This is a genomic window from Hymenobacter guriensis (assembly GCF_015773195.1).
Classification (GTDB): domain Bacteria; phylum Bacteroidota; class Bacteroidia; order Cytophagales; family Hymenobacteraceae; genus Hymenobacter; species Hymenobacter guriensis.
In genome coordinates this window covers 459,319-474,025 of record NZ_JADWYK010000002.1, presented here as the reverse complement: position 1 = coordinate 474,025, position 14,707 = coordinate 459,319, and the positions used below count along the sequence as shown (strand labels likewise).

Sequence of the window (14,707 nt, the reverse complement as noted above, 5' to 3'; positions counted from 1 at the left end):
TCCCTATTCTTTCCGATGAAAAATCAAACCAACCCATTTCGCTACCTGGCCGCTCTGCTGGTGCTGGTAGCTTTGTTCGCCTCGTCCTGCGGCAGCAAAGAAGGCAAAGTTGAAGGCGTAAACATGCTCTACGGTACCGACAGCAAAGTCTGGAAAACTGACAAAGAGCTCAGCTCTACCGGCGACAAAGTAGCCCAGACCGACGCCCAGGAAGACGAGCGTATCACTTTCTACGCCAACGGTCAGTATAACATGGCTTCGCCCGCGGGTACCGTTGCTGGCAAATACGCCTTCGACCAGACGGCCAACAAAATCACGATGACGCCCGATGGCGCGGCTCAGAGCAACACCTTCGACGTAGTAACACTCACCGACGACAAGTTGACTTTAAAGAGCCCGGCTGGTGCTGAGCTGCGTCTTGAAAAAGAATAACCTCTGCTGCTAGGTTCGAAAAAGCAGTCTGAAAAACTCGAAAAGCCCTTCCGTCTTGTGCGGAAGGGCTTTTTTGATATTTGCTTCCAAAGGAATGCAGCCTTTTTCGCCGAAATCAGCTCGGGATACTAAGGTCGTTGACCTGCCATCAGTAGCTTGTGGCACGAGTGCTTCATTCCTTACGCTTTATATGCTGAATACATTTACACGCCGCTGGATGCTGGCCTTTTTGGGGTGCATTACGGCCAGTACGTTTTGCCTGGCGCAATCTGCCGCCCCAACCGCTACGCTGCCCGTTCATACCATTCGCAGTATCAACTCCGCCGATACGGACTTCTCCGACCTGGAATTTCTGCGCCAGGAAATAGGTGGCGCCCGGGTGGTGATGCTGGGGGAACCCACCCACGGTGAAGGCAACGTGTTCGAGGCCAAAGTCCGGTTATTGCGGTTTTTGCAGGCACGCATGGGCTTTACCACGGTCGCGTTTGAAAGCGGATTTTATGAGCTTGACAAAGCCCAACGCGCCATGCAGGCCGGCACTTCGGCCGCCGAGGCCATCAACAACAGCGTATTTGGGGTGTGGACGAGCACCCGTGAGTTCCGGGAGGTGCTGCCGCTGCTGGGGCCGGGTAAGCTGAAGGTAACCGGGTTCGACTACCAGTTGAGCGGGGCTTACCAGGACGAGCTGCTGGAGGAGCTGGAGGCGTTGCTCAAACCCGAAAAAGGGGCCGACGGCATTGCCTACGACTACCTCGACGAGTGCCTGAGCATGATGGGGGAGCATTTCCTGTTTCCGCCTTCTCACCAGATTCAAATCTTCGATCTACAGCTGGGCAAAGCGCGCAGGCTGCTGGAGAAAGTGGCTGCCGGCTCCGATGCCCAGCGGCGGGAACGGGCGGCTTTCTGGCTTCAGAACCTACGCAGCCTGCAGGCCGCGGCCCACGATTACGCCGCCAACGACCCCGGCGTGAAGGACTCCACCGAGTTCCGGGCCACCGACAGCAACCCCCGCGACGCGCAGATGGCCGCCAACCTGCTGTGGTATCTGCGCCAGCATCCGCAGGAAAAAGTGGTGTGCTGGGGCGCCCTGCCGCATCTGGCCAACAAGGTGGAAAAGCTCAACGACGCCGAAATCAGAACCTATAAGCCGATGGGGCGGGCCGTGAAAGCGGCTTTGGGGGAAGACGCGGTGTATGTGCTGGGTACGCTGGCCGGCAGCGGTACCCACGGCTTTGCGGGCATGGGCGGCTACCAAACCGTACCAGTGCCGGCTGCTGGCACGCTGGAAGCCGAGCTGCTGGCCCCAGGTCAGGAGTATGCTTTTGTGAGTTTAAAGCACAATGCCCCTCGCAAAACCCTGACTACGTACGCCTTCGAATACAAGCCACAGACTGGCCCGTGGAGCGAAGTGGTAGATGGGTTTCTGTATCTGAAATCGGTGAATCCGCCGCACGGCGCGGTACCGTTTGCCGATTCCGGAACGGAAACACCTGCCGCCGCAACGCTGGTTACGCCGGTGCCCGGCCGCCTGAACCCGGCTGGCCGCCCGGTTGCCGTTGCTGCGGGGGACGCTTTTGCGCTCAGCGGTACGGTCCTCGACCGCAAAACCGGCCTGCCGGTGCCGTTTGCCACGGTAGCTGTGCCTGCCCGTAGCGCCGGGACCATAACAGATGCCCAAGGCCGGTTCCGACTCCAGGTGCGCCGGGGCGAGCTGCTGCAACTGAGCAGCATCGGCTACGAACCCGCCACGCTTACAGCCCTGAGTCCGGCCGCGCTGAGTGTGCGCCTGGTGCCAGCCGCTTTTGCCCTGGCCGATGTACACGTAAGCGCCCAGTCGCAGGACCCGCGGCGCATTATGAAAAAGGTGATAAAGGCCGCCGCCACCAACTACGAGCAGCAGGACTATGTACAGCAGCAGTACACGCACCGCCGCGCCACCGGTTTCGATACGCTCCGCCACGAAGTAGAGTACACCGGCCAGGAGTGGACGCCCGCCGGGTATCACCACTGGGCCGGCGGCTTTCTGATGCTGGAAAAGCGGCCGGTGGTACGGGTGCTGGAGAAGCGCTTGCTAACCGGAACGGATAAAGAAGGAGCCTACCACGAAGGCGGCTACGGCTTTGCCGGGGGCTTCGACGCTGTGCGGGTTTCTCCGCTATTCAAAACTGCCACCCTGGGCAAATTTCGGCTGCAACTCGACAGCATTGAGCAGCGCGGTACCGAAACCTATTACGTTATCCGGTTCGTGGCCAAGCGGGCCAGCAAGCGTACTACGGGCTTTGGATTCGTGAGCGGCTATTCCGGCAAAGTATACGTGCGGCAGCAGGACTACGCAGTGGTGCGCTACGAAAGCCTCTGGCAGCACGATACGGTAGAGGTCAACGCCATTGCCCGGAAGTATTATGGGCGTAAGAGCACTATTGCCCGTTTTTTCTCAACAGTGTTTGATGATCATCGGTCGGCGCACGTGGTAACGTACCAGAAAAGCAGCTCCGGCCGCTACTACGCGGCCACCAGCGTAGCCCAGACCCTTAAAGTAGGCCACGCGCTGGGCGGTAAGCCATTCTACGAGCAGCAAGCCTGCGACGTGTACTACACGCCGCCGGTGGTAGTGCCGGCAGCAGAAGTCCCCGACGTCAACGCCCACCCGGAGCTGCAGGGTAGCGGCACAGGTATCTGGCAGGTAACCAAAGTCCCGCACCATCCCGAGTTCTGGCAAACCTACCAGCGCCCCACACCCGCCGAGGCGGCCCCGGAGCTGGAAGCCACCAAAAAGTGAGCTGTCATTCCGAGTGAAGCGAGGAATCTGAGGCTTTCACCCAAGCTCCCCAGATTCCTCACCCTGTTCGAGATGCCAAATGCTTACGAAACCCGGGCTGCGGCTTCGGGGCGGCGCCCGAACACGCGCGTAACCCAGCGCGGCAGGAACACGGCGCCCAGCACCAGGTACAGGTAGTACGTGACGATGCGGTACAGCAGCACGATGAAGTTCGTCATGGTAGGCGTGCCGATGAACTTGCCGAAGAACGTGGGAAAGGCGCCCTCCGCAATGCCCGCGCCGCCTGGGGTAATGGCTACCAGCAGAATGACTTTGTACGTGATGTTACGGGCAAACATCATCGTAAACTCGCTGGGCGTGGTGGGCACGAAGGCCGCAATCAGGCAGCCAATAACCAAGTAGCGCGCCGTCCACACAAACACGGTGCTGAGCACAGCGCGCAGCCAGTAGCCCGCCCCATTGCCCCGGATCTGCGTGGAAGCCCACACCATCTCGTTGGCGTGCTGGTAGGCCTTGGAGCGCCAGCGCCGCAGCACCCGCCACGAAAACAGCCGCACCAGTACCCGCTTCACCGACAGCGGGTTGATGAACAGCGCGTACAGCATGAGGGCGGAGTAAGCCGTTACCATTACGTAACTCAACCCAAACGCCACTTTCAGCGTGGTCATAAAGCCGCTGTTCAGGTTCTCGTCGGGGTAGAGGCCCTCGTGCGCGAGCCATACCACCAGGGGCACCATCACCACGTAGTAGAGGTTGTCGAGCAGGGCCGTCACCATCACGTAAGCCAGGGACTTGCCCAGCGTGATGCCCTCCTTGTTGAGCAGAAACGGCGCTACCGACGTGCCGCCCACCGCCGAGGGCAGAATGCACGACGAAAACTCCCAGATCATAATCACATCCAGCGAGGCCCGCCAGCTGAGCACCCGCTCCGAAATATGGCGGATGCGGTACACGTAGCCGGCGTCGCGGGCTACCAGCACCAGCAGGGAAACCAGCAGCCAGAGCGGGCTGGCATCGGCCAGCGGGGCTAAGTCGCCGGGCTTGTAGCTGCGCCAGAACATAAAGCCCACCACGCTCAGCCCCAGCAGTACCGGCAGCACAATGCGCGAAGGCCGGAGCTTGTCGAGCAGTTGCTGTTCCTGGGTGGGCTGCGTCACGGGCATAAGCAAAGCGAAGGGTGATACACAAAGGTAGCCATTAAAAAGGCTGTGGGCAGATAGGCTTACGGACTGGCTGTAATGTCGTTTAGCCTCAACCGGTAGCTCGGAAAACTCGTACCTTTGCCAGCTAACGGAGCGTGCGGCGCAAGGCCGTGTTAACCTTTCGGGCTAACTCCCTGTTGCTTCGTTAGTTTCGCTTTATTTATTTTCCTGCAGATGATTGTTGAACCTGGTGCCCTGCTGGCGGCTATCAACTCGCCCGACGACCTGAAAAAGCTGAGCCCCGACCAATTGGTGCAGGTAAGCCAGGAGCTGCGGCAGTTCATCATCGATTCGGTTTCCATTTACGGCGGCCACTTCGGCGCCTCCCTTGGCGTGGTGGAGTTGACGGTAGCCTTGCACTACGTCTTCAATACGCCCTACGACCAGCTGGTGTGGGACGTGGGCCACCAGGCCTACGGGCACAAAATCCTGACCGGCCGCCGCGACAAGTTCCCGACCAACCGCCGCTACCACGGCATGTCGGGTTTCCCCAAGCGCAGCGAAAGTCCATACGATGCCTTTGGCGTGGGCCACAGCTCCACCAGCATCGGTGCGGCCCTTGGTATGGCCGTGGCTTCCGATTATAAAAAGGAGTTCAACCGCCAGCACATTGCCGTAATCGGCGACGGAGCCATGACGGCCGGTATGGCCTTCGAGGCCCTCAACCATGCCGGAGTGGAGAAATCCAACCTGCTCGTTATTCTCAACGACAACTGCATGAGCATCGACCCCAACGTGGGCGCGCTCAAGGAATACCTCACCGATATTACCACTTCCCGCACCTACAACAAGGTGCGCGACGAGTTGTGGAACGTGCTGGGCAAGCTCAGCAAGTTCGGCCCCAACCCCCAGCAGATTGCCAAACGGGTGGAGCAGGCTATGAAGGCCACATTGCTCAAGCAGGGCAACCTGTTCGAGGCGCTGAACTTCCGCTACTTCGGCCCCGTGGATGGCCATGATGTGCAGCACTTAGCTACCATCCTTGCCGACCTCAAGCACATTCCCGGCCCTAAGCTGCTGCACTGCGTGACGGTAAAGGGAAAAGGCTACGCGCTGGCTGAGAAAGACCAGACCCTGTGGCACGCGCCGGGTTTGTTTGACAAGGTGACGGGCGAAATCCACAAGAAAACCCACACTACGCCCCAGGCGCCCAAGTACCAGGACGTGTTTGGGCACACGCTGGTGGAGCTGGCTGAGCAAAACGACAAAATAATGGGTGTGACGCCGGCAATGCCCTCGGGCTCGTCGCTGAATATCATGATGAAGCAGATGCCCGACCGTGCCTTTGATGTGGGCATTGCCGAGCAGCACGCCGTTACCTTTTCGGCCGGCCTGGCTACGCAGGGACTGGTGCCGTTCTGCAATATCTACTCCTCCTTCATGCAGCGCGCCTACGACCAGGTAGTGCATGATGTGGCTCTGCAGAACCTGCACGTCGTTTTCTGCCTTGACCGTGCTGGTTTTGCCGGCGCCGACGGGCCCACTCACCACGGCTGCTACGACCTGGCTTTCATGCGCTGCATCCCCAACATGGTGGTGTCGGCGCCCATGAATGAGGAGGAGCTGCGCAACCTGATGTACACGGCCACCCTACCCGAAAACGCGGGTCCGTTCAGCATCCGTTACCCGCGTGGCGAGGGGGTAATGCCCGAATGGCGCAAGCCGCTTCGCAAGATTACCGTGGGTACCGGCCGAGTGGTGCGCGAAGGTGAAGGCGTGGCGGTGCTCAGCATCGGCCACATCGGCAACTACGCCGTGAAGGCTACCAAGCAGCTGCTGGCCGAGGGCCTCAACCCTGGCCACTACGACATGCGCTTCTGCAAGCCCCTGGACGAGGAAATGCTCCACCACATCTGCCGGCAGTACAAAGCACTGGTGACGGTGGAAGATGGCTGCCTGCCCGGCGGCTTCGGCGCGGCGGTGCTGGAGTTCATGGCCGACCACAGCTACCACCTTCCCCTGCAGCGCCTCGGCATCCCCGACCGCATAGTGGAGCACGGCACCCAGGATGAGCTCTACAAAGAGTGTGGCTTCGACGCCGACGGCATTGCCGCCGCCCTGCGCGAAATGGCTGGCAAAGTAGCGGCTACCACGCCGGTGGAAACGGTGCTTCTATAAGAAAATGTTAGAGATAATGAAGCCCCGCCAGACGAACCTGGCGGGGCTTTTTATTTCAGGCAAACGTGGTTGAGTCCGTTACTATCAACTCAACGACTATATCATCACCAACGAGCAAGTTGAGCTGGGCTTGGCGGGCTTCTAGCTGCGCCGAGCGGGGTGGAAACTCCTCCTGAAACCCAACGCAGGCAATGGCTAGGACTACGGATTTCGGCGCAATGATGCCGGCCTTGAAATAGTCGTTGATGGTGGCGGCCAGTTGCGGGATGCAGCTTTTTACCCGCTCCGAGCGGCGCGTTTTGGTGCCGTGCTTGAACTCCACAAAACGGATATCCTGGTCACGAACTAACGCGCAGTCACAGCGCGTGGCATCGTCGGATAAGTAGCTGCAAGCGTCAATAGCAACCAAATGAATGATGTGGGCCTGCGGGTTGCTGACTTTCAAATCCGCTTCCTGCGGCTCGCCGATGCGGCGGGAGCAGGGTTGCCGCCTGATAGGGCTGGTGTCACCTTCCGCCCGCACAGTTAGCGGTGGGTCGTAGACGTGAAACTCGGTATCGGTGTGGCTGCTGACGCAGGGCGTGGCTATCCGCGACGGAAATTTCTCCTGAATCAGCGCAATCATCGTACGGCTACTCCTTTGGATAAGCGAATCAGGTTATCGAAGGCGTCGGCGGCATCACCGGATAAAGCGTCCAGCTCATTATTGTCAATCAGGCCTAATTCCGCATTTACCAACGACTGCACGCCGCCATTCTCCACCTGGTAGCACGCAAACTCTTGAGGGTTTATCCAGCTTGCCCGCGGTACAATCTTGGCCACATCCTCTGCGCGGTCGGGGTGCTTTTCGGCTACCTGGTAGGCATAGAGCAAAAGGTTGAGGTGAGAGAGAATGTAGGGGCTGTGGGTTGTCATAATTATATCATTGCTATTTGATGAGCATTTTGATATTATCCAGTTTAATAAACCTTGCTGTGTAGAAGGATATAGATTGAGTTCTGGCTCTTCAATTACAAAATTTCTTTGCTTGTTTTTTTGACGAGAAAAATACTCTATTATTAATATAAGTGGAATAGTTGACTGTATTCCACTTGCTGCCTTTTCGAGAGGTATATTAATTTTTTTATTTTTGATACTTATATAGTCATGTTCATTGAGTCGTAAATAGCTTAATGAAAGGAAATCTAATTTTAACTTCTTTATTTCCTTCCTTGCTTTAGCATATGTATTGGCAAAGTTAACTAATGCTTTAGGTAAGTTGATGTCATCCCTTATAATTCCTGCCCATGAATTTCCTATAGTTGAAAGAAGAATTCTTTCAGCTGGAATGTATTCTGCGGATGATTTATAAAGTTCTTCCTTTAATCTTTCAACTATGTAATTTCTTATAATTTCCTCCTTCTTATCTATTAATTCATTTGCTATGTCTTTATATTTGCTTTTTTTTATTAATTCACTAAAATTTTCTATTATATCCTTATGAAAAGGATTTTCATAAACATTTGTTATAAGTTCTTTTATTCCGTTTATTGGATTTGAATTCCGTTTCCTGTTACTGAATTCAAATATTGTGCCGTTATTATTCCATTCTATGTATAAATTGCTTCTTTTTAAATAATCTTCTAGCTCGTATTCTGATAATATTTGTTCAATAGTTGCTTCGGAGTCTATCAAGTTTATAAAATCAGATTTTCTAAACACCGCCGCCAGCTTCGCCAGCGTACTTTTCCCCCCACCCGTCGGGCCGATAAACACCGTCACTTTCTTGAAGTCCACGGTGGCGTCTTTGATGGGGCCGAAGTTTTTGACGATTAGTTGCTCGTTCATAGCTATGCGAATTCTGACCGCCAAACGGGCGGGAAACAAAGGTACTGTTCTACGCTAACCGCTGCCGAAGCGGCAACCCGCTACTCCTCCTCCAGCTCTGCCCGCAAAGCGCGCAGCTCCCGCGTCATGTGGGTTATCAGCTCTTCCAGGCCCGCCACGGTTTCTGCAATCCGGGGCAGTAGCACAGCCGCGTCGAAGGGCTGGCGCCACACGTCGAGGGCCTGCACGGTGGGCAGCAGGCGGTGCACCTCCAGGTGCTCCAGGCTGGGCTTGAGCTTGTGGGTAGCGGCGCGCATCTCATCGGAGCTTTGAGCCACGGCGGCGGCCTGCAGCTCGGCAATGGCTTCCTGGCAGCTTTCGATGAAGGACTCCAGCATGAGCACCGTAAACGAGGCGTCGCCCTGCCCGATCTGGTGCACGATGCTCAGGTTATAAAGCGGCGGCTCGGCCGGGGGCGGCGCGGGCGCTTCCACGGCTACAGCGGTTTCCAGCGTGTCGTCGCCCAGGGTCCAGAGGCAGAGCAGCTTCAGCAGCTCGTCTTCCTGGAAGGGCTTGGCCAGGTAGTCGTTCATGCCCGCCTTCAGGCACTTTTCCCGCTCGCCCTTGATGGCGTTGGCCGTGAGGGCAATGATGGGCGTAACCAGCCCCAGCTGCTGGCGCAGGTAACTGGTAGCCTCCAGCCCGTTCATAATGGGCATCTGCACGTCCATCAGAATGGCGTCGAACACCTGCTGGCGGGCCAGCTCCACGGCGGCGGCTCCGTTTTCGGCTTCCACCACTTCCAGGCCCGCGTTCTGTAGAAAGCCCTTGGCAATCTGGCGGTTGAAGTGGTTGTCTTCCACCAGCAGGATGCGCTGGCCGCGCAGCTTCTCGCGGGTAGCTGAGGTGATAAAAGCTTTCTGCGGCAGATCAGCGGCTGAGCCCACTGGCAGACGCAACGTAAACTGGCTGCGGGTGCCCACGTGCTTGAGGCTGTCGATTTCAATCTGCCCGCCCATGAGCGTGACCAGCCGCCGGCTGATGCTCAGTCCCAGCCCGGTGCCCCCGAACTTACGCGTCACAGAGGAGTCTTCCTGACTGAACTCCTTGAAGATATCCACCAGGTAGTCGGCGTCGATGCCAATGCCGGTGTCGGCTACCTCGAAGCGCAGCAGCACGTCCTCGGCTGTGGCTTCCAGCAGCTCGCAGGTAATGGCCACGGCGCCTTTCTCGGTGAATTTGATGGCGTTGTTGGCCAGATTCAGCAGCACCTGGGTGATGCGGTACGGGTCGCCGAGCAGCACGGCGGGCAGCCGCTCATCGGGCACCACGCCAAAGCTGAGGCCCTTTTCCTCGGCCCGGAAGTGGAGGCTTTTTTCCACCTGCTTCAGCAGCGTTGTCACGCTGAAGCCAATGCGCTCAATCAGCAGCTGGCTGGCCCCGATCTTGGAGAGGTCGAGGATGTCATTGAGAATCACCAGCAGGTTTTCGCCGGAAGTGGCAATGGCGCGCAGGTAGTTTTGCTGCTCGGCGTTCAGGGGCGTTTTGGCCAGCAGCTGCCCCATGCCCAGGATGGCGTTCATGGGGGTGCGGATTTCGTGGCTCATGTTGGCCAGAAACAGCTCCTTGGCCCGCGCCGACTCCTCAGCCTGCTCCTTGGCGGCCCGCAAATGGTTTTCCAGCCGTTTCTGAGGCGTAATGTCGAGGGTGATGCCGATGGTGCCGTGCACGCGCCGGTGGTCGTCATAGAGCGGGGCGGCGCTTACCAGCAGCCACTTTACTTCGCCCGATTTGCTTGTAATAGCCAGCTCGTACGTTTCTGACTCGCCTTCCTGCCGGCGCTGGTCCTTTTCCCGCATTAAAGCCAGGTCCGTGGGGCTGAGCATGTACTGCATCACGGGCTGGGCATCGAACTCCTCCCGCGAGTACTCGGCAATGTCGCAGAACGCCTGGTTTACGTACGTCACGCGCAGGTCCAGGTCCATTTCCACCAAACCCAGGTTCATGTTCTCGATGATGCCCCGGTACTTTTCCTCGCGCCGGCGCAGGGAATCCTCGCTGGTTTTGCGCGCCGTAATATCCTGGAATTTCCAGAGGTGGCCGATGTAGCGGTTCTCCACGAAAATCGGGGCAAAGTCGCACTGCAGGGTGCGGCCGTCCGCCAACACAAACAGCTCCCCCGTTACCGGCTGCCGGGCATTCACAATAGCGTGGTAGCGCTGCAGAAACTCCTGCGGATGCCGGAACCGGTGCTCGATATCCTGGCCCAGCTGGCTGGTATCGTAGCCGACGAGCTGCTCGGCCGTGGCCGCGAGCTGGAAAATCCGGCACACGGCTTCATTGGCCAGCACCACGCGGTGCCGCTCGTCTTCCAGCAGAATGCCCTCCTGAAAGTTGGAAATGGTGGTGTACAGGCGCAGGGTGCTGGCTTCCAGATCGGCCGTGGCCTGCTTCACCGCCGAAATATCGGTGTGAATTCCCGTCATGATGAGCGGCTGGCCCTGCTCATCGCGCGTAGTGACGAGGCCCCGGGTAAGCACCCACTTGTGGCTGCCGTCCTTGCAGAGCAGGCGGCGCTCCACGGTGTAGAGGGGCGTGCGGCCCGCTAGGTAGGCATCGGAAGCCTGGATGCTGAGCGGCTGGTCGTCGGGGTGCACGTGTTGCTGCCAGGTGGGCAGCAGGGCAAATTCCTCCTCACTGTAGCCCAGCATGGTACGGTAGGTTTCGGAGAAGTACTCCTCGCCCGTCTGGTAGTTGAATTCCCAGGCTCCGTCGCCAAACCGCTCAATGGCCGAGCGCCAGCGGTCCTCGTTGGCCTGCACGGTTTCCTCGGCCTTTTTCAGCGCCGATATATCCAGCAGAATGCCGCTGTACAAACGGCCGCTGGCATCCGAAACCGAGCAGGCCGCCGTACCCCGGCACCAGCGCAACGGCTGGCCGGGCACCTGCAGGCGGCCTTCAAACGACCACGAGCCCCCGGCTTTGCGGGCCTGACGCAGGGCCGTAAACCACAGCGGCCGGTCGTCGGGGTGCACAAAATCGGCCAGATGCAGGGCCTGCCCCGGCGTCAGGCCGAAGATACTGTGCAGCTGGGGGCCGATGTAGCTGATACCCGAAGTGCCGTCGTCATTGGCCCGCCATTGAAACAGCACACCCGGGATATGCTCGGTGAGGTAGCGCATCTGCTCCTCGCGCTCCAGCAGCGTCTGCTTCCACTCGCTGATATCTTCCAGCAGCCCGATAAAGGCGGCTTCGGCGGTAGGCGCGGCCAGCGGCTGCAGCTTCAGGCGCATCCAGCGCAGAGAGCCATCAGCGCGCTGAAAAGGAGCTTCAGCGCGCACAGGCCGGCTGGCTTGCAGCTGCTGCCGGAAGTCGGCCAGCCCGGCGCCCGCCAGCGCGCTGACAAGTAAATCCGGCACCTGCCGGAAGCTGCCAAAGCCGAAAACGTTAGCAAATCCGGCGTTTGCCCACGTAAGCTGCCCTTCCTGGTTCAGGAGCACTACGGCGTCGAAGACCTCTTCTAAAAGAGCAAAATCCCGTTGCCAGGACTCAGAGGACAGGAGGGGAGGGGCATTCACGAGGCAACAGGGCAGGCAGTGAGCGGGGCAAGATGAGCGGGTAGTAAGAAGTAAGGTACTACTTGCCGGGCTATTTATGCGCTGGCTGAAGAAAGAAGCCGGAAAAAATCGGAACGCGTGTGGTAAGGTACCGGGCTCGTAACTGTAAGAAGCTGTTTACGCGTTAGAAGGGAGTTGAAAAATAAAATTAAACTAATTTGTGTAGGTACATGTATGTATGTACATAAGTTGTATATTTGCCTCGTCAATCAGTCAGCGCCTTTGCGGCTTACCACTCGTAGTCTTTCATTTCTTCTTCTCCTTTTCACTTCCAGCACCATGGCTACCACTAAATGGGTTCTTGACCCCACGCACTCCGAAGTTCAGTTCAAAGTGAAGCACCTTGTTATTTCAACTGTAACGGGCTCGTTCAAGCAGTTTGCCGGGGAGGTAGAAACCGAAGACGACAACTTTGAAACGGCGAAGGTGCATTTTACGGCTGATATCAGCAGCATCGACACCAATCAGGAGCAGCGCGACCAGCACCTGAAATCGGGCGACTTCTTCGACGCCGAAGCACACCCGCAACTGGTTTTCGATTCGACCTCGATGCAGAAAACCGGCGAAGGCGAGTACAAGCTGCACGGCACTCTGACGCTGCGCGGCAACGCTCGGCCCGTAACGCTGAACGTGGAGTACGGTGGGGTAGCAACCGACTTTTACGGCAACCAGAAGGCCGGTTTTGAGGTGAGCGGCAAGATCAGCCGCAAAGAGTTTGGCCTTACGTGGGATGGTATTACCGAAGCCGGCGCCATTGTGGTGAGCGACGAAGTGAAGCTGCTGGCCAGCGTGCAATTTGCCAAGCAGGCCTAGTACGGTTCTGACTTGGATACCAACAAAAAAGCTGCTCCCTAATATGGGAGCAGCTTTTTTGTTGGTGTATTGTATTATGATTTAAGATTTTTACGTGATGGGAGATATGGTACTAATTTGAGCTTATATGAGTTATTAAAGTATTTTATTTAAATTAATAATTGATATTATGCAATAATGTATTTACTATATACATTTGGTAGCAAGGGAATTGCATTTGTCCACCCTCAACCGCTACCGAGTTATGAAACACACCTACTTTCTGCTTTTCAGCCTCATCCTGCTGCCTTTTCTGGCACACAGTCAGAATGGCTGCGACAACAAAGCCATTATTACGTACCCGGGCGGAAGCGCCACGGGAACCAACGGCAGCTCTACTACCGTGGTTACCTGCCCTACAGGCTCGGCGTTTCAGCTACAGGGTACTTCCACGACCGTGGGGGCTGTACTGACGTGGAGTGCTGTACCAGTTCAAACGCTTTCACCTACAGTTACAGTCAGTGGCGGTATTCCCACCAGCACACTGACTATTAATCCGACAGTACAAACCACCTACACACTAACCAGCACTGTTACGCAAGGGCAAAACGGCGCTACCTGCCCCAGCAAAACGTCAAGCGTGAAAGTGGTCATCAATCCATCCCTTAAGGTTTCAGCAACCAACAACATCACCACTATCTGCTCCGGCAACTCGACAACCCTGACGGCTACCGGGGCTTCTTCGTCTTCTTATACCTGGTCGGCGCCGGGAATGACCACAGTAACTACTGCTGGTACACTGACGGTGTCGCCCACCGTCACCACTACGTATACAGTAACTGCCAGTACCTCTGCTGGCTGCACCTCAGCTACGCAGTCCATTACCATCACAGTGCCTACGCTCAGCGTTTCGCCCACGCCCACCACGATCTGCCCGGGAACATCCGTTACAATGACGGCAACTTCCAACCTAACTGGTGGGACGTATAAGTGGTACACGGTAAGCGGCAGCACGGCTACCCAAATTTCGGGCGCAACCAGTCCAACTCTGACTAGGAACCCCAGCGTGTCGACAACCTACCGGGTGACTTGCACCAATCCGACCGGCTGCACTACGTCGGCGGATGCCTTGGTGACGACGGCGGGCCAAACGCTGGCTGTTTCGCCCACGGCGAGTACCATCACCCCCAATCAGAGCATCACGCTAACGGCTACCTCCAACCTGACCAACGCCGACTATACCTGGCATACCGGTGGCATGACCGGCCCGGTAATTGGCACTACTGCCAGCCTGGCGGTAGCTCCGGCTACTACCACCACTTACACTATAGTAAGCTCATCCGGAAGTTGCACCAATGCGCAGGGAGTTACTGTAACGGTAAGCCAGTTTTTGCCGGTAGAGCTTACCAAGTTCGCCGCCACCTGGACCGATGCCGGTGCACAGCTGCTCTGGGTTACAGCCTCTGAAAGCAACAGCAAGGAATACAGCATTGAGCGCAGCCTGGATGGCAAGCAGTTTCAGGTAATCGGGGCCCGCAAGGCTGCAGGCAGCTCTACGGCCGAAAGCCGCTATAGCTACACCGATACCGGCGCCCGGTCGCTGGGCCAGAATCCCATCTACTACCGCCTCAGGCAAACCGACTTCTCCGGCGCCGTAAGCTATTCCGAGGTGGCCAGAGTAACCCCGGCCATTGCGGGGGGCACACTACGGGCAGTAGCCTTTCCGAATCCGTTTGAGCAGATGCTTACACTTACACTCGTTGGGCAGCGGGCAGGCGGCCTCACGGTTTCCGTGCAGGATATGCTGGGCCGCACCGTGGCAACGCGCCAGACTACCGCTGCCAGCGGGGAAGCTATGGAGCTGAGCGTACCGGAAGCTGCCGCGCTACGGGCCGGGGTATACTACCTTACCGTGCGCCAGGGCAACGAGCAACAGGTACTAAAAATCAACCGGCATTAGG

The 14,707-nt window shown here is 57.5% G+C and carries 9 protein-coding genes; 5 read left to right on the top strand and 4 right to left on the bottom strand.

Annotated features, from left to right (window positions below):
* Window positions 1-15: 15 nt before the first annotated feature.
* On the top strand, window positions 16-432 hold the full coding sequence (locus I5L79_RS05510) for a hypothetical protein (RefSeq protein WP_196954002.1): 417 nt from the start codon (window positions 16-18) through the stop codon (window positions 430-432).
* Between the two features lie 190 nt (window positions 433-622).
* Window positions 623-3,211, top strand: coding sequence for an erythromycin esterase family protein (locus tag I5L79_RS05505; protein ID WP_196954001.1), 2,589 nt, complete (start codon window positions 623-625; stop codon window positions 3,209-3,211).
* Window positions 3,212-3,294: 83 nt separating this feature from the next.
* On the opposite strand, the gene I5L79_RS05500 is transcribed toward I5L79_RS05505, so the two are convergent.
* On the bottom strand, window positions 3,295-4,374 hold the full coding sequence (locus I5L79_RS05500; protein ID WP_196954000.1) for a lysylphosphatidylglycerol synthase transmembrane domain-containing protein: 1,080 nt from the start codon (window positions 4,372-4,374) through the stop codon (window positions 3,295-3,297).
* A 213-nt stretch (window positions 4,375-4,587) separates the two neighbouring features.
* Here I5L79_RS05500 and dxs point away from each other — a divergent pair, with 213 nt between their 5' ends.
* The gene (gene dxs / locus I5L79_RS05495) at window positions 4,588-6,531 is read left to right on the top strand and encodes a 1-deoxy-D-xylulose-5-phosphate synthase (protein ID WP_196953999.1); all 1,944 of its coding nucleotides are present in this window, start codon (window positions 4,588-4,590) and stop codon (window positions 6,529-6,531) included.
* 55 nt (window positions 6,532-6,586) lie between these two features.
* On the opposite strand, the gene I5L79_RS05490 is transcribed toward dxs, so the two are convergent.
* The 3 genes from I5L79_RS05490 to I5L79_RS05480 all read right to left on the bottom strand — a co-directional run bounded on the left by I5L79_RS05490 (window position 6,587) and on the right by I5L79_RS05480 (window position 11,915).
* Entirely contained in the window at window positions 6,587-7,156 is a 570-nt protein-coding gene (locus tag I5L79_RS05490) for a hypothetical protein (RefSeq protein WP_196953998.1), read from the bottom strand.
* Window positions 7,153-8,358 carry an AAA family ATPase gene (locus tag I5L79_RS05485; RefSeq protein ID WP_196953997.1) on the bottom strand — a complete coding sequence of 402 codons (1,206 nt, stop codon included), beginning with the start codon at window positions 8,356-8,358 and terminating at the stop codon, window positions 7,153-7,155. Before I5L79_RS05485 ends, I5L79_RS05490 begins: the two co-directional genes overlap by 4 nt.
* Window positions 8,359-8,438: 80 nt before the next feature.
* Window positions 8,439-11,915, bottom strand: coding sequence for a PAS domain S-box protein (locus I5L79_RS05480; RefSeq protein WP_196953996.1), 3,477 nt, complete (start codon window positions 11,913-11,915; stop codon window positions 8,439-8,441).
* Window positions 11,916-12,233: 318 nt separating this feature from the next.
* On the opposite strand from I5L79_RS05480, the gene I5L79_RS05475 reads away from it, so the two are divergent.
* Together I5L79_RS05475 and I5L79_RS05470 are read left to right on the top strand one after the other, a co-directional pair.
* Window positions 12,234-12,767 carry a YceI family protein gene (locus I5L79_RS05475; RefSeq protein ID WP_196953995.1) on the top strand — a complete coding sequence of 178 codons (534 nt, stop codon included), beginning with the start codon at window positions 12,234-12,236 and terminating at the stop codon, window positions 12,765-12,767.
* A gap of 244 nt (window positions 12,768-13,011) precedes the next feature.
* The gene (locus tag I5L79_RS05470; protein WP_196953994.1) at window positions 13,012-14,706 is read left to right on the top strand and encodes an Ig-like domain-containing protein; all 1,695 of its coding nucleotides are present in this window, start codon (window positions 13,012-13,014) and stop codon (window positions 14,704-14,706) included.
* The last annotated feature ends 1 nt before the right edge of the window (window position 14,707 follow it).

Excerpts from the sequence above, each read along its gene's own strand:
- I5L79_RS05500 (WP_196954000.1), bottom strand. The coding sequence starts at position 4,374 with ATGCCCGTGACGCAGCCCACCCAGGAACAGCAACTGCTCGACAAGCTC.
- I5L79_RS05490 (WP_196953998.1), bottom strand. The coding sequence starts at position 7,156 with ATGATTGCGCTGATTCAGGAGAAATTTCCGTCGCGGATAGCCACGCCC.
- dxs (WP_196953999.1), top strand. The coding sequence starts at position 4,588 with ATGATTGTTGAACCTGGTGCCCTGCTGGCGGCTATCAACTCGCCCGAC.
- I5L79_RS05485 (WP_196953997.1), bottom strand. The coding sequence starts at position 8,358 with ATGAACGAGCAACTAATCGTCAAAAACTTCGGCCCCATCAAAGACGCC.
- I5L79_RS05510 (WP_196954002.1), top strand. The coding sequence starts at position 16 with ATGAAAAATCAAACCAACCCATTTCGCTACCTGGCCGCTCTGCTGGTG.
- I5L79_RS05475 (WP_196953995.1), top strand. The coding sequence starts at position 12,234 with ATGGCTACCACTAAATGGGTTCTTGACCCCACGCACTCCGAAGTTCAG.
- I5L79_RS05505 (WP_196954001.1), top strand. The coding sequence starts at position 623 with ATGCTGAATACATTTACACGCCGCTGGATGCTGGCCTTTTTGGGGTGC.
- I5L79_RS05470 (WP_196953994.1), top strand. The coding sequence starts at position 13,012 with ATGAAACACACCTACTTTCTGCTTTTCAGCCTCATCCTGCTGCCTTTT.